Raw genomic sequence first — 20263 nt, forward strand, 5'->3', positions numbered from 1 at the left:
GAGTGGGGAAGACCTCTCTTTCTTTCTTCCAGATCGAAACTTCCCCTGAAACAACCCCCCCTTCAGACCCCCCACCCCCCAAGAGGTTTCCCCCCCCCACTCCCCGGGGAGGCCGGTGTGGTCTTCACGGTGGTGGGGATCGGCGGCTTGGTCGTGCGTGGCGATTCGGGTTATCAATTAGTCCTCTGAATGCGGTCGAGCGCATTCAGATCACCGCACGAGAATGTTGGAGAACTGCCAGGGGTCGTCGGGCGGGGTCAGTCCGAGGTAGTCGTCGAACGGGCCCGGTCCGGTCGCCTGGGGCGTCCAGTCGCTGCGCACCGAGGGGGTGGGGCCGAGATAGGGCGCGGCGATCGAGAGGATCTCGTGGTGGTCGAGGTCGTCGGGCCTGCACAGACCCCGGTCCGGATGGCGTACGGCGGAGAACACCGCCGCCAGTACCGAAGCCGCGACCTGCAGCGTGGTGGCGTTCTGCCCGGTCACCAGCTTCCGGGTCTCCTCGATGGTCAGCTGCGAGCCGGTCCACCAGGCCCCGAGGTCGTGACCGAGCAGAAGCACACCGAGCTCGTCGGCGCCGGTGAGGATCTCGTCGGTCATGATCCGCTGGCGCTCCTGGAGCCGGAACCCCCGCATTTTGCACTCGTGCACCGAGGCCAGCGCCGCGTCGGTGGGCAGGTACGCGTAGTGCACCGTCGGGCGGTAGACGACCGTTCCGTCGTCATCGGTGACGGTGAGATGGTCGCTGATCGTCACGGCCTCGCCGTGCCGGATCAACATCCCCTGGATCGGCCCCGACAAGGGCACCCACGAGCGCACCCAGGTGGCCATCCCCGGACGGGCGAGGCAGATCTGGTTGCCGGTGCCGTATTCCGGGACCACCGCGCCCGGCGGCAGCTCACATTCGTGGGTGCCCCACCCGAGTTCGGCGGGAGCGACGCCTTCCTCGTAGAAGCCCTCGACCGACCAGGTGTTGACGAACTCCTCTGGCTCTTTGGGCAGCGATCCGATCTGGGTGTCGCGCTCGGAGATGTGGATGGCCCGGGTGCCGGTCTCCATCGCCATCCGCGCGTGGTCGGCCTCGCCCAGCGCCCGCTCGATCCGGGCCCGGCGGTCCGGGTCCTCGACGCCTTCCTCGAGCATGGCCGTGGCGACGTCCTCGAGCCCGACCTTGGCCCAGTGGCTCACCAGGCCCGGATTGGCGCCGTGCTCGATGATCGCGGTCGGCCCGCGGCCGCCCCAGTCGCGGCTCAGGCGCCGCAACGAGTGGTGGCGGGCGTAGAGGGTCTTGTCGGTCGGGTGCCGGGCGTTCATGTCGGCGTAGGGATCCCACTGCTCGACCGAAGTGTCGACGTAGAGCACGCCGTTGTCTCGGCACCAGCCGATGATGTCCTCGGTCCCGATGTTCCAGGTCAGGTTCACCAGCAGATCGCCGGGACCGACCAACTCGGCGAGGGTCTCGGCGAGGTTCTCGGGAGTCAGCCGCCGCTGGACGAACCGGCATCCGGCCTCGAGCGTTTCCGGGATCTCCGGGCGCCGGTCGGTCATGTCCAGCACGGTCAGCCGGTCGTGGGGCATGTCCAGGTGGGCGAGCAGCAGCGGCTGCAGGCACTGGGACACCGACCCGCAGCCGAGGACCAGCACCCGTCCCTGGACGGAAAGGCGTTTGTGTTCGGTCATGATCCGCCTCCGATGCAATGTGTCGGCAACGGCGGGAAACCGTTGAAGCCGATCGAGGAATAGCTCGCGGTGTAGGCGCCGGCACTGAGAAAGTCGACCCTGTCACCGATCTGGAGTTCTTTGGGCAACGCGTAGGCGGCGTCGCGGTAGATCACGTCGATGCTGTCGCAGGTCGGCCCGGCCATGATCACCGGCTGCGTCGGCCCGCCGCGCTCGGTCTCGACCTGGTACTGGATCGCCTCACCCTCGGTCTCGGCGAGCCCGCCGAAGCGGCCCGCGTCCAAGTAGACCCAGCGTTCGGCTCCCTCGAACGGTTCTCGCACCGAGACCACCTGGGTGCGCAGCACGCCGGCCTCGGCACTGATCGAACGGCCGGGCTCGGTCACGATTCGCGGGCGCCGGGTACCGGGGAACCACCGGTCGATCGCCTGCTCTATCGCTTGTCCGAAATGGATGATCGGGGGGACGGGTTCGGCGTAGCGGGCCGGAAAGCCGCCGCCGAGGTTGAGCATCTCGAGTTCCACGTCGTTGGCGCGCAGCTTTTCGAACGCCTCGGCCGCGGCGGCGATATTGGGCTCCCACCGCGCCGGCTCGAGTTGCTGGGAGCCGACGTGGAAGGACAAACCGTAGGGACGCAGACCCAGCTGCGCCGCCTGTGTCATCAACTCGACGGCGTACTCGAGTGAACAGCCGAAGTTGTCGCCAAGCCGCCACCGCGCCCCGGCGCTCTCGCTGAGCAACCGGCAGAACACCGCCGCCCCAGGGGCCGCTTCGGCGATCTTTTCGAGCTCGCGCACGTTGTCGAACACGAACATCGACACACCCCGCTCGTGGGCATAGGCGATATCCGCGCTCTTCTTGATGGTGTTGCCGTAGGACAGCGAGCCGGCATCGGCTCCGTTGGCGAGACACAGGTCGATCTCGGCCCGGCTCGCGACGTCGAAGCAGGCGCCCAGCTTCACGAGCAGGGCGATCACCGCCGGTTGCGGGTTCGCCTTCACCGCGTAGTACGGGGTCGCGTACGGCAACGCGGCCTGTTGTTCGTGGTAGCGCCGGGCCACCACGTCGAGGTCGAGCACCAGGCAGGGGGTGGACGGATCGTGGTCGTGGAGCCACCGCGCGATGCGGGGGCTGAACGCGGCCACCGTCATCCGACCACCTCCGCGGTGAAGGGAGCCGCCGCTCGGTCCAGTTCCACGTCGAGGGCCAGGGTCAGGCACCGGCAGCCGCCGCCGGCCTTGCCGAACTCGGAGACATCGCACACCGCCGGCTCGAAGCCGCGGCGCTCGAGTTCGCGGCCCAGCCGCGGTGTGCAGTGCGGCATCACCACGGTGCGCCCGGCCACCACGGCGTTCGCGCAGAACGCCGCTCCTTCTTCCGGCGTCAGAACCACTGGATCCTCGACGAGCTCGGCCAGTTCTGCCCGACCGGCGGTGGTGAAGGCCTCCGGCAGCACCATCGCCGTCCGGTCGTCGAGCGGGCAGAATCCCAAATCGACGTGGTAGTAGCGGGGATCGGTGAGCTCGAGCGCGGTCACCGCCCAGCCGCGGCGTGCCCGCAGGCCGTCGTAGGCCGACTCGGCGGACCGGGGGCCGTAGCCCGCCACGAGCCCGCCGCCGAACGCCACCGCGTCGCCCGCGCCTTCCTGCGGCGCGGCGGGTGGCGGCTCGATCGTCCAGCCCAGTTCCTCGAACCGGCCGCAGACGTGCTCGATCTCGGGGGCGCGTTCCGGGTTGCTCATCCGGGCAGGCGTGACCGTCGTGCCGTCGACGATGCCGGCATTGGCCGTGAAGACCATGTCCGGCAACCCCGGTTCGGCGGGCACGGTCCGGACCTCGGTACCGGCGGCCTCCAATGTGGACACTAGGTCGTCCCACTGCCGCCACGCCCGATCGGAATCCACTCGCACGTCCGGGTCCATCCAGACGTTGATGGAATAGGTGACGTCGAAGTGCTCGGGCGAACACATCAGAACGCCGCGGCCCCATCCGGGACCACCTTCTATTGCCTCCTCAGGTGCCTTGGAAGTCGGTGTCATTGCCATCCTTTCCTGTCGGTTCGGCGTCGTCAGCTCAGTACTCGAAGAGCTCCTCGTTGTGTGCCACGCGCGGGGGCCACGGGTTGTGGTACCGGGCGCACTCCTCGATGGGATGTCCGTGGAACAGTCCATAGTTGACGTGGTCGGGCGGGAACTCCTCGGTGGAGATGTAGTCGAGGATCAGATACGGCCAGACCTCCGCGTCGACCTCGTCGAAGGATTCGTGCACCGTTCGCGAGTCACTGGTGACGTCGGTGGGCACGAGGACGTCGGTGTGATAGACGGCGGAGTAGCGGGTCGGGTCGAAGTTGTCCGGGATGTAGTGCGGCCGCTTGCGTTCGGCCACGTCGCGGTGACCGTCGGAGCTCTCGTTGTGCCAGCTCGCGCTGGGCACGTGCGGGCATCCGATGCCGCCGTTGCCGATCGACCGGAACGCCGTCTCGCGGACGAACTCGGTCGCGTCCTCGAACGAGTCCTGCAGCCCCCGTTTGGCCAGGGAGTTGGCGTAGTGACCCGGCGAGTTCATCGAGAACATCAGTCCGCCGGGGATGCGCCGATCGTGATTGACCGTGCGGTGAGCGCCGGAGTAGAAGATGTTGCAACCGGCCTTGAACACGGTCAGCACCCCGTCGGGACGGCGGAACGGGACCGCTTCGGTGTAGATCACGTCCTGCTCGATGGGCGCGTGTTCGACCAGGTAGAGATTGGACAGCTCCACGCAGACGTCGACGAGTTCCTTGCCTGGCCGGGCGTAGGCCAAGTCCCTGCTGTTGACCATGATCAGGAACCCGCTGCTCTCGCCGCGTTCGGCGCGGTCCTTCCATTCGCGGCGCTCTCGCTGGATCTTCGCCGCGACGTGATCACGACCCGCGTCGAGGTCGCCCTCGCTGATCCAGCACACGTTGGCGCCGAGTCCTTTGGGGCCGTCGGATCCCTGCATCGCCAGGCGTCCGAACAGGCACGGTTGCTTCTGGCCGAGCCACTTGAACAGCGCGGCGCGTTTGTCCATTTCGGACACTTCGGGTGCCAGCAGTGTTTCGTGTGCCAGCGCGATGTCGTCGCCGAGATCGACATCCGGGCTCATCTGCGGGAGCCGGGCTATCGCCTCTCTCAATGACCTTGTGGCGGCTGGAGTTTCTCGCGTACCGGCCAATGTCGTCATCAGACTTGTCATGGTGAATCCATCCTCTCGTCGCCTCGGTGTTCCATCGACGTTCCCCGCATGCAGGGGGTTGCATCCCCCAACCGACACCGTAGTGGGCAAATACGTCACTCGCTGACGTGGATACGACAGGCAATTTCTTGTTGATACCGCCAGTAGAGTGGAGTGCCCTGGGTGAAAAGACCGGTACCCGAAATCATGATCAGGCGGCGAATTCGGCTCCACAGCAAGGAAAACTCAGGTGACAACGGGTGAGCGAACACGCTCCGAAGTCGACGGACTTGACAGGGTCGGGCATGGTGGAGGCATCGTCTCTAGCCGATTCCCAGCAGGATGCGGAGGAGCTTCACCATGATCACCGAAACCGCCTCGCAGAAAGCTCAGGCTTATTACGAGCAGGCCGAAGCCATGTACGTCAGCCTGTACGGGCCGAACTTCCACCACGGCTACTGGCCCCGTCCCGACGACGGCACGACCTACGAACAAGCGCTGGAAAACCTGACCGGGCAGATCATCGACCGGGTCGGGGCGAGCCCTCGCGACCGGGTGCTCGACGTCGGCTGTGGTATCGGCGGACCGGCCATCCGGCTGGCCCGCACGACGGGCGCGCACGTGGTCGGTATCTCGAACGTCGCCACGCAGGTCGAGCAGGCCACCGCCAGGGCGGGCGCCGAGAACATGGCCGGACAGGCCAGGTTCGAGCAGGCCGACGCGCTGGAGTTGCCGTTCCCCGACGATTCGTTCGACGCGGCCATCGCCATCGAGTCGCTGATCCACATGGATCGCGACCCGGCGTTGCGTGAGATCGCCCGCGTTCTCCGCCCCGGCGGTGTCCTCGTCGCCGCTGACTTCTGCCTCAACGCCGTCGTCACCCCCGAGCGCCAGCGGGTGCTCGACCGGTACCGCGATCTCGATTCACTCAGCTCGTTTCACCGGCTCGACGAGTTCCCGCCGATGCTCCGCCGCGCCGGCCTGGAGCCCGTCGAACTCCTCGATGCCAGCAGTCACGTCGAGAAGTCCGTCAAGATGTGGTGGGAGCGAACCGAGGCCGACCTCGAAAACCTGACGAACCAGTACGGAAAACAGGAGCTGGACGACTTCATCGGGCTCTTCGACGACGTCATCAACCACGGTGGACCCGAGTACCTGATCTTCACCGCCCGCAAGCCCCTCGGCCCGCCGCGGGACTGACCTGCCCGATTGTCCACAAAAGACACTCGGGTAGTTCGGTGCTCGTAGTGCGTCTGCGCGGGAACGAGCGCCCGCAACACTTTCCCCGCTCGCACACGCCAAGAGAATGACGGTGTCCCCGACGCCATTTCCGGGGACACCGTCATCCACGCATTTCCGGGGTTTCGGCCCGGGAGGCCAAGTGGTTCTCGAGTCCGATTTCTGGCAGGCACGCGCTAAACGGGATACGGCCCAAGGCGTTTGTTTCCCGAATCGAGCGGCTGCGGCGGCGTCGTGTCCTCGCGCCGAGCACGCACAGGACCACCAGGATCAACCCGAGATGCAACGCGAATCCCAGCATGAGGTTCGCCACGAGCCGCCCGAGCAAGCCGCCCACCGACGTCACCGCGATCAACGCGACCAGCAAGGGCCAGCGGTACAACGGATATGGCCACGCGTCCCGCAGCAACGATCTCATTTCGGCCATCCCCGCTCCGCGGACGTCCCCGGATGCGCGACGGCGCGAACCGGGTGTGGTGATCCGAAGACCATGGAAACATTACATCAGACCTGCCCGCGCCTGTCGCCCGACGCGAGTGCCGGAAGACAGGGGTATCGCACGTTCGGCCAGGGCCAGGATTTCGGTCGCGGCGCCACCTTTCTCCGGTGAGTAAAACCGGATGACCTTGTTCGGCCCGGCCAGTAATCTCCGGTGGACGGCAGAACAGGGGAGTGATCGTGTCCAGCCACTTCGAGGCGATCGGAATCGGTGTCACCGGCCAGGACGAGTTCGGGGAGAAGGTCGTCTCTCTGATCGGTGCGGGCACAGCCCGGCAGATCACCGCGAAGATCAGCGAACATGTGTGGACCGATCCCTCGGGCGCCCGTCTGGTCGCGCAGATCCGCAACCGCGAGATCGAGTTCCTTCTGCCGTGCCTGGCCGGCACGACACCCGCGGTACCGGTGCGAGAAGTTCGCCTCGTCGATGACGAGACCGCGATGCTCGAACTCCTCGACGGCGTCGACGGGGAGATGGTCTGCCCCATCGCGGTGGAGCTCGAAGACCGAGCGGTCCTCGCCCATTCCGGCGGGCGGCTCGAGATCGGATCCCTGGTGCTGGCGGCTCTGGCCGAAGAGGTCACCGTGCACGCCGATGCCGAGGCTTACTTCGCCTCGCAGGACGATGACGGGCCGAAGTTCGCCGCCGACTTCTTCATCCCTTCCGGGACGTTCTCGCTCGCGGAGCGCTCGCCCAACCAGACGCCCTCCGCGCACGCGCTGTTCGCCGGCGAGGTCATCGAGGTCGATACTCCGGTGAACACCTTTACCGATAAGGCTTTTCATCGGATCCGGGCCCGCACCATCGCCTCGATCGAGCTCGATGTCGCCATCGCGACCAGCGGCCTCGATCAGCCACCCGCGCGCGGCAACATCGTGACCGGGACCTTCTTCCTGACTGGAAGTTTGGGACTGGAGCCGACCGAACCCGCGGAAAGCTCGCCGAAGCGACGGCGCTGGTTCAGGCGATAGTCTCTACCGCAGGTGGAGTCCTTGTCGCCGCGGCAGGGCCACTTCTCCTGGGTGTCCTCCACGACACGACCGGCAGCTGGACGGCGCGCTTCTTCTCCTCGCCGGGAGCCCTGATGCCGAACGCCGTGCCGATCCCGCACCGGCCCCGGCCGGCACCGCGCGGGCGCCAGAGGCTCCGGTCGTTCGTCACGATTGTCGTGGAGGGCTTGGCCCTGGTGGGCTACGCGATGACCGGATTCCAGCCGATACCGCCTCCGCCGGAGGGAGCCATCCCGCGGCAAAGGACGGGATCGGACTGAGCGGCCCGGTCCCCGTATCCTCTCGGCGTGGCGACACTTGATGATCTGGTCCGGTTGGTCACGCCGCCGGAGAACCCGGTCGGTTTCGGCGGAGACTGGCAGGCGGTCGAGGTCGAGCTCGGGCTTGTTCTGCCGTCTGACTTCAAGGAACTGGCTGCTCGCTATGGGGAGGGAGTTTTCGATGACATCTCCCTGCTGAGCCCCGATGATCTCCTCACGAGCGCGCGTGATTTCCTCCCGATGGCCGGAGGCTTTCGAGATGAGTTTCCGGAAGCAGTGCCGTTCCCGCTGTGGCCGGAACCCGGGGGTGTGCTGGAGTGGGCTCGCACCGGCAACGCCGACTCGCTGTGCTGGCTCACCGGCGGCGAGCCTGACGACTGGACGACCGTGGTCTGGAACCCGCGGGACAGCGCGGATCGCTACGAGTTGAGTGCGGTGGCGTTTCTTTGCGCCTACTTCGGCGGGGAGCTCGACGTGCCCTTGCTCGGATCACCGCCGCCGGTGCCGTGGTTCGACCCCCATCGCGATCGATCCCACGTCCTTGTCGGTCTTTCCGGCGGCGAGCAGTCGTATGAGCAGAGGCTCCGGATCTTGCGCGACGCTGTGAGACCCACCGCCGACCGAGGCGCGTTCGACGGAGGAGAAAGTGGCCGCCAGGATCATTTCAAGGCCGTCGACCGAGACTGGTTGCTGACCTACGAAAACGCTTACGGGCACGGGATACGGGTCGCGTACCCGCCGGAAGACGACGAGGAGGCACGCACCGTGATCCTGGACGCCGTCGACGCGATGGGCTGTCAGGTGCGGTCGATCACGACGTACGAGGGAGAACCCACCTGGTCACGAGGCGAGTGACACGTCGGCTGGGTATCGGCCCGACGAACGAAAAGCCCGCGCCTGGGAGCGGGCTTTTCGTTGGCCTCACGGAACTAGACGACCTCCAGCCCGATCACGTAGCCGTCCGGGTCGAACAGGTTGCGGTCCGGCGCATACGGGCTCGGGCCACCGTTCTGGCTCGCCCACGGCGTGAACTTCGCATCTCCGTCGCCTTCACCGACGTCGCGCGCGAAGATCATGAACCGGAAATCGTTGAACCCCGCGCCCGGTGGCAGCGGCCGGGTCTCGAGGAACAACTGGTACTCGTCGGGATCGAAGGCGTTGGAGTCGGTGATCATCGCGTCGGTGTTCCCGCCGCCGTCGCTTGCCCAGGGCGTGTAGACGATGGCGCCGAGTTCCCTGCCGTTGTTGTCTCGTGCCCGGCCGCCGATGCGGAAGTCGATATCGCCCCTGAGCAACCCGCCGCCGAACGCGGGGTTGAGGAAGATGCGGGCGCAGTCCGGATCGAACCTGTTGGTGTCACTGACCCACGGGGTGGCGCTTATGCCGCCGAAGTTGGCGAATCTGGTGAACCCCGGGGTGCCGAACTCGGTGCGGCAGCCACCATCGCTCAGCTGGAGACCCACCGAGAAGTTCGGTAGAGGCGCCGCGCTCGCCGATGGTGCCAGTGCCACCGCCGCCGCCGCACCGGCCACGAGCAGTGCGGCGATCTTCCCTTTCATGGTACGCATAGCTTCTCCTTTGCGAGTTGAATCCGTAGCACCACGGTTTCAAGAACCGGACGGCACTCGCTATGTGGCCGGAGGTGAATCTCGGCCGGAGAAGCAAGATCGAGTTGTCACTTTCACGGTTTCGGAGTCCTCTGCCACAGACCTGACGTGCTGCTGCCCGGACCAGGTGCACCAGAATCAAGCAGGTGAGCCGGTCATCCCGCACCGCCATCGAGTAGCCAGTGGTACCGCAGCCGCAGCGCTCGTTCCGTGCTGGCCAGCGCCGTGACGACCCCGACCGCGATGTTGAGCCACACCGGAAGGTCCACAGGTGAGGTGAAGGTCCCGATATGCGCGGCGATCGGCGCCGGCTGGGTCAGCTTCTCCAGCAGCTGCATGATCAGGACGGCCAAGGAGACGAGGAGCACGACCGAGGAGAAGAACCTGATCCCGCGGCTGAGCGAGGGGTGGGCGTGGTCGAAATGGGCGCGGCGCCCTTCGGCCGAGGCGCGATCCGGGTAGAGCTGGCGCTCGGCTCCGTCGGCGGTGACGTAGTGACATCGTTTGAGCCCGAAGGCGCTCTGCTTCACTTCGATCGTGCCGCCCCGGACGGGGAAGGCGGCCGGGAGCCGGGATCGGGCGTGATGCCTCCCGTCGAGGTACAGATCGGCGTTGGCGTAACCGGAGGAGTCGGTCCGTCCTTGCCGGACGTCGACGGCGTAGACGGTTTCCCCGCCGTCGTCGTCGGCCAGCCGGAGGTAGAACAGTGCGCGGCCGACCTGCTGCCACCAGCGGAACCGAGGCAGCGCGTGCCCGTCGCCGGGCTTGACCCGCCGGGCGATCTGGCGGCTTCGCACCTTCTTGAACATGACTGGCCTCCCGAAGGACGTTCCCGGCTTTCTGGTTCGGCGACGAGTCTGTCCATTCAGCTTCGGGAGCACATCGGGCCGGCGGCTGGACCGCATTAGACCGGGGTCGAGTGCGGTGGTGCGACCTTGGTCGGAGGAACGCCGCACTGCGCCGATCAGGCGAAGATCGGTCCCACTTGCGGGTATGCGTCGATCAGCTCGGTGCGGAGCGCGCTGAGCCTGGAAGGGGCCGCTTCGCCGGGACGTGCTTGGTAGCCGGTGTCGAGCAACATGGGTTTGCCCCACGCGAACAGGCTCTCGAAGTCGTCAGCCGCGTCGTGGCCGACAAGCCGGTGTACGAGGTCGTGGTGTCCGTAAGCGATGTCGCCGCCGATCATCACGAGCTGAACGTGGGACGGGTCGGCCGTCGCGACGTTCTCCCACGGGTCGTCGTGGTGTCGTTCGAACACGGCCAGATCGGCCGGACGGCCCGCGGCGATGGTGCCGAGCATGTCCTCGAGACCGGCGATCCGTGCGGCGTCGCGGGTGACCATGTCGACGAGTTTGCGGGCTCCTGGATCGTGCCCGGTTTGGGTGGCGAGGGATCGCCGGGCGACTTTCATTTCGGCGAGCAGGCTGCTCGATCCCGAGGGGAGCCAGTCGGCGCCCAGCCCTACCGGCATTCCCAGCCGCACGGCGTGCGCGGCCCGGGTGGTTTCGCCGTAGAGGCGCAGATTCGATTGCGGGGACCACACCAGCTTCGCACCCGCGTCGTGCGCGTCGCCGAGTTGGGCTTCCGAGAGGGCGGTGCCGTGGATGACGACGGTGGCGGGAGTGAGGCCGCCGAGTTCGACCAGGGTGTCGAACTCGGTCGCTGACCGCGCGTTGGACGGCTTTCCTTCGGCCAGGTGCAGATAGAACGCCTTCACCGTGCCCGCGGAGATGCCTCTGAGGATGCTGGTGAGACCGTCCGCGCCTCGCGTACCGGACGGCAGGTCGATCATCGCGCGGCCCACTTGCCCGCCGAAGATCCATTTGTCGACGTTGCGGACGAGGGCTTCGTCCTGATAGCGGGAGGCTTGCTGCCCGGCTCCTTGGATCGCGGTCACCCCGCCGACGAGCGCGCGGATCTCGGCGTACCGCAGCTGGGTCCACGGCGACAGTTTCTCCATGAGCAGATTTTGTGGCCCACGAACCAGTTTCGCGTAGAGGTCGCTGCCTCGCCAGGCGTACCGGTTGACGTACAGCTGCGGCGGTTCCCACGCGGCGAACACGTTGAACTCGGGATGGCCGTGCAGGTCGATCAACCCGGGAACGAGCACACCGCCGGTGTCGATCACTTCCACTGCCTCGGGCGCGACAGGCTCGACGGCCCGGACGACCCCGTCTTCGATCACCACGTAGCCGGGATCGATCGCCCTGTCCGGCGTCAGCACACATCCGCCGAGCGCGATCGCCGCCGTTGGCGCTCGCCGTAGCCTCAGTTCGCGACCTGGCCGCTCCTGCGCCACCGGCTCCGGTGGCAGTGCCTCGGACACGGCCGCCGTGTAGGCGTGCTCGAACAGGTCCGGAGTACCCATGGCCACCTCGCGCTCCACCCGTCACCCGGGCTGCGTCAGGTAGTCGCCGGGACCGAGCGCGCCGTTACGGACCTCGAGGCAGGCGAGTCACCTTCGCTGCAAGTCCTCTCGCATCGCTGACTGCACGGACTCCAAGGTGTGCCTGTCCTTGCGCGCCTGCACTCCCAGTGAGGTTCCCATGGCGATGGACGCTCCGACGAGCGTGGCGAGAAGCGTCGTCCACTGCATTCGTCACAGGTTACGACCGAGACCTCGGACCGCTCAATTGTTGGGGCGCGGCGTCGGTTTCTGGCGAATTGCGGCCGAATTCAGAACAAGACCAAGCTGATCGTCCGCCCAGCACGAAAACCGGGTGTCCGCGTAGTAGAGCCTCGTCCGCCGACGGCCACGGCCCGGTGGGCGGGTACGCCCGTCGTTGTGCGCAGGCAGGACACGGGCGGGAAGGAGATCGCTCGTGTTCGGCAAGCGTTATGCCGCGTCGATGATCAATCGCAGTGCGGAGAACGAACAGGATCGCCGCCGTTTCCTGCGTGCCGCGGGGGTGACCGGGCTGGGTGTCGTCGGAGCGGGCGCTCTCGGCGGACTGGGTGGCTCCGCCGCGTCCGCTGCCCCGCGTCCGGCCGTCGCACAGGCCGCGACCGAGGGGGTCAGCGACGGCGCGGTGCTCAATTTCGCGCTCAACCTCGAGTACCTCGAAGCCGAGTTCTACCTGCACGCCGTCACCGGAAAGGGGCTCGCCGACTCGCTGACCACCGGTACCGGGACCCGGGGCGGGGTCAGCGGTGGCCGTGCGGTGAAGTTCAAGACGAAGGCCACGAAGCAGTACGCCCAGGAGATCGCCGGGGACGAGAAGGCGCACGTCGAATTCCTGCGCACCGCGCTCGGAGCCGCGGCGGTGAGCCGCCCGGCGATCGACCTGCAGGCCAGCTTCACCGCGGCCGCGCAGGCGGCGGGGCTGGTCCGGAAAGGGCAGAGTTTCGACGCGTTCGCCTGCGAGGAGAACTTCCTCCTGGCGGCGTACCTGTTCGAAGACGTCGGCGTCACCGCCTACAAGGGCGCCGCGCCGCTGATCAGCAACAAGACCTACCTCGAAGCCGCGGCCGGGATCCTCGCCGTCGAGGCCTATCACGCCGCGAACATCCGCACCGCGCTCTACCAGCACACAGGCGGCCTCCTCGGCCTCGGCCTGCTCGGCCGGGACCTCCGCGAAGCCAGCGTCAAACTCTCCAACGCCCGAGACAGCCTCGACGGCACCACCGACCTCGACCAAGGTGTCGTCGACAAGAACGGCCGGGCCAACATCGTGCCCACCGACGGAAACGGCATCGCCTACAGCCGTTCTCCCGGGCAGGTCCTCAACATCGTCTACCTGACGCCCAAGGCCGCCACCTCCGGCGGGTTCTTCCCCAAGGGCGTCAACGGTGACGTCAACACCAGCGCCGCCAACGGCTGACCGGGAAGGCGCCGGACACTCGTCCGGCGCCTTTCGCGCGGCCACGCCACCGTAGGTCCATTTTGGACACTGCGATGTCGCCTTCGCCGGGAGTCCGATGAGGAGCGATCAAGTGTCCGTGGCTCGACGGCGCCGGTACTGCTCACGCGCTTGCCGGCAACGCCACTACCGGTTGAAGGCGCAGGTCACGTCGCGGCTATAACGGCTTTTCGGGTATCTGTCCCGGTGTTCCCAATGTCGCATTCGTGTCGCTGAGCGTCTCGAATGCGACATTGGGAACACCGGCCACCGACCTTTGAACCCGGTAACGGCGCGTGCCGGTCCGGCGACTCCGAGTCTGACGGGTTTCCGCACCGGCACTATCCCGAGGAGGGGTCGTCGAAATGCCGTCCCGGTCACCACATGGCTGATGACGCGACGCGAAGGCCGAGAGATGCGCTGCTGCGGGCAGCGGTGTCAGGGGACGAGACGGCCGCCAGGAAGGCCGCGCTGGCGGGCCTGGACGCGGGGCTGGGGGCCGAGACCGTCCTGCTGGAGATCATCGGCGGGGCGCAGCGCCGGATAGGCGAACAGTGGGCCACGAACCGGCTCACGGTCGCCCAGGAGCACGCCGCGACGGCGATCAACGAGCGGGTCATCGTCAGCCTCGGCACCGCTGTCGGCCGTCCCCGGCCGCATCTGCCTCGCGTCGTGGTGGCGTGTGTGGATGGGGAATGGCACGTACTGGCGGCCCGGTTGCTGGCCGAAGTGCTGATATTGCGTGGTTTCCAGGTCGACTTTCTCGGCGGGCAAGTGCCACCGCCGCATTTGATCGCGCACGTGAGGGCCACCAAGCCGCAGATAGTGGCGCTGTCCGGTTCTCTGGCGCCTCGTCTGCCGACAGCGCATACGACCGTTTGCGCCTGCCACGGCGCCGGAACCGCCGTCGTGATCGGCGGCAGCGCGTTCGGCCCGGACGGGCGTTACGCGTCCATGCTCGGCGCGGACCTGTGGGCGCCGGGCCCGCGCGAGGCCGCGATCGAGCTGGCGCGGGCACTTCCGGTGAGTCCCCGTGACCTTCATCGGCCGATCGAGGACTTGCCCCATTTGGCGGACCAGGAGTACACGCTCGTGATGCGGCTCCGTCCGCGGCTGGTGCGCGCGATGCGAACCGTGCTCGACGTCTTCCCCCGCGGACACGATGACCGCGCCTGGTTTCGCGACAGCTTGACGCAGATCGTCGACTTCCTCGGCGCGGCGGTCTACGTCGGCGAATCCCGGCCGTTCGCCGAACATCTCGAATGGCTCGAAGGGTTTCTGGCGGCGCGGGGGATCACCGACGGGTTTCTGAGCCCGGTGCTGGACACCTTGGCCGAGGAACTACGGGACTTTCCCCGCACTCTTCGTATCCTGTCGGAGGTACGTCGTGTGGTGCCCGGCCGGTAGGCCGGTGTGGCGCGGCCGGGACCAGTGGCTCCTCAGCCGAATTTCCCTTTACGAGCCGATCAGTGCGGAAAGGCTTGTCCCGGCCGCAGGAGCACGGTGTCGCGGTGGTCCGTGATGGCCCGCGCCACGTCGAGCATGGTTTCGGTGTCCCGCAGCCTGTCGAGGTAGCCCACGGACGCGGCGAGCGTGCTCAGGTCGACGGTGAAGTACATGCCCATCAGCGGGTTCACGAACAGTTCGTTGCCCGCCGTGCGTGAAGTGAACGCCACGTTCCCGAACTCTCCTCGCAGGGCCGCCGCGATCTGCCCGTTCACGATGCTCGGCCGGATCGGGGTGGCCGCTTGCGCGTGCGCGACGGCATCCAGGTAGGCCTGTGCTTCCGGTGACGCGGAGGGGATCGACAGCGCTCCCAGGTAGCCACCGGCCCGGTCGAGCGCGGCCAGGTTCTCCAGCACGTGGGAGTGGCACACGCCGTGATAGGCGTCGATCCCGAAACCCAGGCACGCCACGAGCCTGTCGACGTCCTCGATCGCGGAGACGGCGGCAAGGCTGGTCATGTCCTCTTCGGGCGTCCCGAGCCCGGACTCGTCGCCGCGCATGAGGATGTCCGTGCCGCCGTCCACCAGCACGATCGCGTCCACGCCCAGATGCCGCACGAGCGCGCGATAGGCCGTCCGCAGCCGCCGGACCCCGGTGCGAGGGAACGCGTGCACCGTCGATGGCAGGCCCTGATCGCGTAGCCACCGGGCGAGCGTGCGTTCGGGGAAGTAGTCGTCGCTGCCCACGCTGCCGGCCCCGACGGCCGCGACGTCCGGTGCCACCCAGTCGTCTAGATCGAGTCGCGCGAGTTCGCTGAACGACAGGTTCGCCAGGTGCACCCGCTTGCCCTGGGCTCGTAACGCGAAGGCCAGCGGCAGAGCCGCGTAGACGTCGAATCCGCCGCCTGCCCCGGCCAGAAGGACATTCGACGCTGATTTCAACCGGGTGAACAACGGCGGCTCCGTCAAAGAGAACACCTCCCCATCGTAGAGAGTGCCGCCGCGGCCGGTGTGCTCTTCGGGGCTGGCCGTCACCCCTTGGTCAGGACGGCGGCGCTCTGGAAGCCGCCGAATCCGCTGCCCACGCTCAGCACCACGTCCATCCGGTGATCCCTCGCCGTGTTCGGCACGTAGTCGAGGTCGCATTCGGGGTCGGCGTTGTGCAGGTTCGCGGTCGGCGGAACGACCTGGCGGTCCAGCGCCAGCGCGCAGGCCGCCAGTTCGAGGGAGCCGATGGCGCCGAGGGAGTGGCCGATCATCGACTTGATCGAGCTCACCGGGACACGGTAGGCGTGCGCGCCGAGACTGCGCTTGAACGCGGCGGTCTCGTGGCGGTCGTTCTGTTTCGTGCCGGATCCGTGCGCGTTGACATAGCCGACGTCGGTGGGGTCGATTTCCGCCTGCCGCAGCGCGTGGGTGATCGCCTCGGCCATCTCGGCACCGTCGGGTTTCAGGCCGGTCATGTGGAAAGCGTTGCTGCGGCTGGCGAAACCCGATACCTCGGCGTAGATCCGCGCTCCGCGGCGGCGAGCCGCGGCCTTGTCCTCGAGAACCAGCACGGCGGCTCCCTCGCCGAGGACGAAGCCGTCCCGATGCGCGTCGAAGGGGCGTGAAGCGTGCGCCGGATCCTCGTTGTTCGCCGAGGTGGCACGGATCGCGTCGAAGCAGGCGGACGTGATCGGCGAAAGCGGAGCGTCCGTGGCGCCCGCGAGCACCACGTCCGCCGAGCCTTCCCGGATCAACGCCGCCCCGTGCCCGACGGCGTCGAGGCCCGAGGTGCACCCGGTCGAGATCAGGGCCACCGGCCCCTCGGCGGCGACGTCCCGCGCGACCTCGACGGCCAGCGTGCTCGGAACCATGTAGCCGTACAGATGGGGGACGCCGTAGGTGTGGTCGACGAGCCACCGTTTGCCGTCGTCGGCCAGTACGGCGTACTCCTCCTCCAAGCCCATCGTGCAGCCGACCGCGCTGCCGAGGGCGACCGCCACCCGCTCCGGCTCGATCGCGTCGAAGGCCAGCCCGCTGTCGGCCACCGCTTCCCTCGCCGAAACGACCGCGAACTGGGCGGCGCGGTCCATCCGCCGGATCTCCCGGGCGGACAGTCCGGCCGCGGCCGGGTCGAAGTCCGCCTCGGCGGCGATCCTGGACCGGAACCGGCCGGCGTCGAACAGGGTGATCGGGCGGGTGGCCGTCCGTCCTTCGGACAGGAGGTCCCAGAACGCCGTGCTGCCCAGCGCACCGGGCGCCACCACGCCGATCCCGGTGATGACGGCCGTTCTCGTCATCGCGCCGCTCCGACGTCGGGGCCGGACTGGTCCGGATGTGCCGGGGTCTCGGTGTCCACGTGGCCGAGATCGGGCCTGGGGGCCAACGGCGACAGGTGGAACACCACCTGCGCGGGCACTTCGCCCCGGTTGACCAGCCGATGGCGGACGCCGATCGGGACGAGGAGCGATTCCCCCGCGGCGAGCCACACCGCCTCGCCGTCCAGCGTCATCTCCAGATCTCCGGTGATGACGTGCAGGAACTCCTCGGAGTGGGGGTGGTAGTGCTCGGTGACGAACTCGCCGGGCGCCAGCCACAGCACGCCGCCGAAACCGGAGGTGGATCCCACGGTCTTCGGGCTCAGGGTGACCCGGATGTCACCGCCGCGTTTGCGATTGGACGCGACGTCCTCGGCTCGTACCTTCGGCGGCTGGATCGTCGTCACGTCGTTCGTCCCTTCTCTGCGGTCCACACGTAGAGCGGGTCGGCCATCGCGTCCTTCGGTTCCTTCCAGCCGGGGTCGTACGGCGAGACCAGTTCGGCGAGTGTCGTGTTGAGCTTCTGGTACAGCGGGTGCTCGCGGGCCCGGTACAGGCCGGGCGAGATGTCCTCGTCGGCCTCGACGAGATGGAAGTACAGGTCGTGGAAGGTGAACAGCGTTCGTCGTGACACGCCGATCATCCGAGGCAGTTCGGTCGCATCGGATTCGGCGAAGGCGTCGGCGATCTGCTGAGGCTTGTCGGTCCGCAGCTTCGCGACGATCAAGGTGCGGTGCACGGTCGTCCCTTCTGAACGGATTCGGCTGGGCAGGCCGATGATTTCCGGCGATGGTGGGGAACAGCTGAAATCGCGCTCGACAACTGCACGGCTACCAGGGGGCGGGCCGTCGGTCCCGCAGGAGCACCCCGGACGGTCCGTCGTCGGAAAGTGTTGCGGCGTGGACGATGTCGTTCGCGGACTCGTGCACGGGCCGCCGCGCCGCCGGCATCATCCTGGTCCGGGTCGGCCCCGGGTTCACCGCGTTCACCAGTACCCCGGTGCCCTTCGTGTGCGCGGCCAGCATCGTGGTCAGTCCGTTGAGTGCCGTCTTCGACACCGAATAGCCGGGGGCGCCGGTGAAGAGTCCTCCGTCGAAGGTCCCGGTGCCGCTGGACACGAAGACCACCCGGCCCCAGCCTCGGCTGATCATCCCCGGGACGAACAGCTGCGCCACCCGCCAGCCGCCCAGCAGGTTCACCGCCAGGGTGCGTTCGACGAGGTCCAGCGGCACCGACAGCGGATCGGTGCCGCCGTCGAGCAGCACGCCCGCGTTGCAGATCAGCACATCGACCGCGCCGACCTGCTCGGCGGCTTTCCGTACGCTGTCGGCGTCGGTGACATCGAGTACGCGCGCCCCGACCGCTTTCCGCGCGGTGGGCACGACCCGCAGTCCCCGCCGGGACAGCTCGGCGGCGACCGCCTGCCCGAGCCCCCGGTTGGCTCCGGTGACCAGGGCGGTGCGTTGTCCGGCCATGTGCTCCTCATTCTCCGAACGAAGGCCCGGAAACCTCTTCCGGACTCGCGCCGACACCATGGCCCGGACGGGTGAGACCCGGATGGGGCCGCGGTGGAGCCGGGCGAAGGGCGGATCAGGAACCCAGGGATTCCCCAGACCGCGCCGGTATCCCTTTCTCCGCATGGCTTCCGGCGGAGGGACAGGGTGTGGACGACGCGGCGGGGCCCGCCACTCGGGCCGAGCACGGGAGGCGGGGCGACGGTCCGGTTCGCGGAGCGAAGATGCCGCGCTGGTACGTGACGCTGTTCGCCAGCGACGCGATGGAACGCTTCGGTTTCTATGGCCTGCAAGCGATTCTCGTGCTGTACGCGGCGGCTCCGGCGGAACGCGGCGGTCTCGGTCTCGCCATGACGGACGCGGCGGCCCTTTTCGGGGCGTGGATCGGGTTGATGTTCATGCTGTCGCTGGTGGGCGGCTGGGTGGGGGACCGCTGGCTCGGCAACCGCACCGCGTTGCTCGCGGGCAGCGCGGTCAACGTCGCCGGTTATCTCCTGCTGTCCGTTCCGGCCGGATGGACGGCAGCCGTGGCGTTGCCGCTGCTGGCGATCGGCGGCGCCGTCTACAAGCCGAACCACCAGGCGATGATCAACAGGATGTTCGGCGGCAGCCGGAGCCGGGAAGCGGGCATCTCGCTGATGTACGTCGCCTCCCAGATTTCCGCTCTGCTCGCGCCGTTGATCGCCGGTTACCTCGGGGAGCGGGTCAGCTGGCATCTCGCCTTCCTGACCATCGCCTTGGTGCTGCTGGCCACCACGATCCAGCTACGGCTGACCTCGGGGCAGTTCGGCGGTGTCGGTACCACGGCGATCCGGCCACTCGACACGGCGGAGCGCCGGGCGACGGTGCGGCGCCTGGTCCTGTCGTGCGTGGTGATCGTGGTGGTACTGGCGGGACTCGCGATCGCCGGTCTGCTCAACGCCACCGTCGCGATCGGAGCGATCGGGCTGCTCAGCGTGGTGACGCCGATCGTCTGCTACGTCCGGCTGCGGGGCGATCCGGCGCTGGGGCCGGACGACCGCAGGCGGCTGGCCTTCTTCCTGTTCGTGTACCTGGGTTCCGCGTTGTTCTGGATGATCGTCGCGCACGCCGCCTCCCTGCTGAACCTCTTCGCGAGGGATCACGTCGACCTCGACGTGCTCGGGTTCGTCCTGCCCGCGAGCTGGTTGCAGGCGGCGACTCCGCTGTTCATCCTCCTGCTGGCGCCGGTGATCGCTTCGGTGCTGCCGCGCTGGGGCGGACGGAACAACGTCGGCACCAAGTTCAGCGCCGGTCTGTTCCTGGTGGGGTCCGGCTTCCTGGTCATGTCGGTGGCCACTTCACTGGTGACCGACGGCGGCGACAAGATCTCGCCCTGGTGGATGGTGGTCGTCTATCTGACCCACGCGTGCGGGGAAGTGATCATCGCGGCGGTGACGATCTCCGCGGCGGCGGACGTGCTGCCCGCCGGATTCCTGGGACGGACACTGGGGATGCTGTGGCTGTTCGCCGGTCTTGGCGGCGGTATCGGCAGCGGCGTGGTCCGGCTCAACACGGTCATGCCGGAACCGCTCTACTACTCGCTCCTCGGTTCGGTCGCGATCCTGTGCGGGCTCGCGTTCTGGGCGGGGCGCCGCGCGCTCACCCGCGGACTGTCCTGATGCGACTCATCGCGAATTCGTGAACCTCTACGCAAGGAG

19 protein-coding genes are annotated in these 20263 nt (G+C 67.7%); 6 read left to right on the forward strand and 13 right to left on the reverse strand.

The window, feature by feature from the left end:
• Window positions 1–210 precede the first annotated feature (210 nt).
• The 4 genes from ACZ5IK_RS31015 to ACZ5IK_RS31030 all read right to left on the reverse strand — a co-directional run bounded on the left by ACZ5IK_RS31015 (window position 211) and on the right by ACZ5IK_RS31030 (window position 4799).
• Window positions 211–1677: a saccharopine dehydrogenase NADP-binding domain-containing protein gene (locus ACZ5IK_RS31015; protein ID WP_465490949.1), complete on the reverse strand. Its 1467-nt coding sequence runs from the start codon at window positions 1675–1677 to the stop codon at window positions 211–213.
• Window positions 1674–2828 (reverse strand): type III PLP-dependent enzyme, encoded by a 1155-nt coding sequence (locus tag ACZ5IK_RS31020; RefSeq protein WP_465490950.1) that lies wholly within the window; start codon window positions 2826–2828, stop codon window positions 1674–1676. Before ACZ5IK_RS31020 ends, ACZ5IK_RS31015 begins: the two co-directional genes overlap by 4 nt.
• Entirely contained in the window at window positions 2825–3646 is an 822-nt protein-coding gene (locus ACZ5IK_RS31025; RefSeq protein WP_465490951.1) for a dimethylarginine dimethylaminohydrolase family protein, read from the reverse strand. Before ACZ5IK_RS31025 ends, ACZ5IK_RS31020 begins: the two co-directional genes overlap by 4 nt.
• 103 nt (window positions 3647–3749) lie before the next feature.
• On the reverse strand, window positions 3750–4799 hold the full coding sequence (locus ACZ5IK_RS31030; RefSeq protein ID WP_465490952.1) for a hypothetical protein: 1050 nt from the start codon (window positions 4797–4799) through the stop codon (window positions 3750–3752).
• Window positions 4800–5228: 429 nt separating this feature from the next.
• Between ACZ5IK_RS31030 and ACZ5IK_RS31035 the strand changes: the two genes are divergently transcribed.
• Window positions 5229–6068, forward strand: coding sequence for a methyltransferase domain-containing protein (locus ACZ5IK_RS31035; protein ID WP_465490953.1), 840 nt, complete (start codon window positions 5229–5231; stop codon window positions 6066–6068).
• 142 nt (window positions 6069–6210) lie between these two features.
• Here the strand turns inward: ACZ5IK_RS31035 and ACZ5IK_RS31040 are convergent, their stop codons facing one another.
• Window positions 6211–6534: a hypothetical protein gene (locus ACZ5IK_RS31040; protein WP_465490954.1), complete on the reverse strand. Its 324-nt coding sequence runs from the start codon at window positions 6532–6534 to the stop codon at window positions 6211–6213.
• 251 nt (window positions 6535–6785) lie between these two features.
• Here ACZ5IK_RS31040 and ACZ5IK_RS31045 point away from each other — a divergent pair, with 251 nt between their 5' ends.
• Together ACZ5IK_RS31045 and ACZ5IK_RS31050 are read left to right on the forward strand one after the other, a co-directional pair.
• Entirely contained in the window at window positions 6786–7577 is a 792-nt protein-coding gene (locus ACZ5IK_RS31045) for a hypothetical protein (RefSeq protein WP_465490955.1), read from the forward strand.
• Window positions 7578–7930: 353 nt separating this feature from the next.
• Window positions 7931–8731, forward strand: coding sequence for an SMI1/KNR4 family protein (locus ACZ5IK_RS31050; protein WP_465490956.1), 801 nt, complete (start codon window positions 7931–7933; stop codon window positions 8729–8731).
• A gap of 74 nt (window positions 8732–8805) precedes the next feature.
• Here the strand turns inward: ACZ5IK_RS31050 and ACZ5IK_RS31055 are convergent, their stop codons facing one another.
• The 3 genes from ACZ5IK_RS31055 to ACZ5IK_RS31065 all read right to left on the reverse strand — a co-directional run bounded on the left by ACZ5IK_RS31055 (window position 8806) and on the right by ACZ5IK_RS31065 (window position 11851).
• Complete coding sequence (locus tag ACZ5IK_RS31055) at window positions 8806–9444, reverse strand: hypothetical protein (protein WP_465490957.1); 639 nt, start codon at window positions 9442–9444, stop codon at window positions 8806–8808.
• A gap of 194 nt (window positions 9445–9638) precedes the next feature.
• Window positions 9639–10292 carry a hypothetical protein gene (locus ACZ5IK_RS31060; protein ID WP_465490958.1) on the reverse strand — a complete coding sequence of 218 codons (654 nt, stop codon included), beginning with the start codon at window positions 10290–10292 and terminating at the stop codon, window positions 9639–9641.
• A 155-nt stretch (window positions 10293–10447) separates the two neighbouring features.
• The gene (locus ACZ5IK_RS31065) at window positions 10448–11851 is read right to left on the reverse strand and encodes an amidohydrolase family protein (RefSeq protein ID WP_465490959.1); all 1404 of its coding nucleotides are present in this window, start codon (window positions 11849–11851) and stop codon (window positions 10448–10450) included.
• 454 nt (window positions 11852–12305) lie between these two features.
• On the opposite strand from ACZ5IK_RS31065, the gene ACZ5IK_RS31070 reads away from it, so the two are divergent.
• On the forward strand, window positions 12306–13304 hold the full coding sequence (locus ACZ5IK_RS31070; RefSeq protein ID WP_465490960.1) for a ferritin-like domain-containing protein: 999 nt from the start codon (window positions 12306–12308) through the stop codon (window positions 13302–13304).
• Window positions 13305–13706: 402 nt separating this feature from the next.
• On the forward strand, window positions 13707–14729 hold the full coding sequence (locus ACZ5IK_RS31075; protein WP_465490961.1) for a cobalamin B12-binding domain-containing protein: 1023 nt from the start codon (window positions 13707–13709) through the stop codon (window positions 14727–14729).
• Window positions 14730–14788: 59 nt separating this feature from the next.
• Here ACZ5IK_RS31075 and ACZ5IK_RS31080 read toward each other — a convergent pair whose 3' ends face one another.
• The 5 genes from ACZ5IK_RS31080 to ACZ5IK_RS31100 all read right to left on the reverse strand — a co-directional run bounded on the left by ACZ5IK_RS31080 (window position 14789) and on the right by ACZ5IK_RS31100 (window position 18545).
• Window positions 14789–15745 carry a DUF1152 domain-containing protein gene (locus ACZ5IK_RS31080; RefSeq protein WP_465490962.1) on the reverse strand — a complete coding sequence of 319 codons (957 nt, stop codon included), beginning with the start codon at window positions 15743–15745 and terminating at the stop codon, window positions 14789–14791.
• Window positions 15746–15798: 53 nt separating this feature from the next.
• Window positions 15799–17052, reverse strand: coding sequence for a beta-ketoacyl-[acyl-carrier-protein] synthase family protein (locus ACZ5IK_RS31085; protein ID WP_465490963.1), 1254 nt, complete (start codon window positions 17050–17052; stop codon window positions 15799–15801).
• Window positions 17049–17477: a cupin domain-containing protein gene (locus ACZ5IK_RS31090; RefSeq protein ID WP_465490964.1), complete on the reverse strand. Its 429-nt coding sequence runs from the start codon at window positions 17475–17477 to the stop codon at window positions 17049–17051. Before ACZ5IK_RS31090 ends, ACZ5IK_RS31085 begins: the two co-directional genes overlap by 4 nt.
• Window positions 17474–17809: a TcmI family type II polyketide cyclase gene (locus tag ACZ5IK_RS31095; protein ID WP_465490965.1), complete on the reverse strand. Its 336-nt coding sequence runs from the start codon at window positions 17807–17809 to the stop codon at window positions 17474–17476. The genes ACZ5IK_RS31090 and ACZ5IK_RS31095 overlap by 4 nt, the downstream gene beginning before the upstream one ends.
• A gap of 91 nt (window positions 17810–17900) precedes the next feature.
• Entirely contained in the window at window positions 17901–18545 is a 645-nt protein-coding gene (locus ACZ5IK_RS31100; protein ID WP_465490966.1) for an SDR family NAD(P)-dependent oxidoreductase, read from the reverse strand.
• 263 nt (window positions 18546–18808) lie between these two features.
• Here ACZ5IK_RS31100 and ACZ5IK_RS31105 point away from each other — a divergent pair, with 263 nt between their 5' ends.
• Entirely contained in the window at window positions 18809–20224 is a 1416-nt protein-coding gene (locus tag ACZ5IK_RS31105) for a peptide MFS transporter (protein ID WP_465490967.1), read from the forward strand.
• The last annotated feature ends 39 nt before the right edge of the window (window positions 20225–20263 follow it).

The organism is Amycolatopsis sp. NPDC031561, from assembly GCF_055580625.1.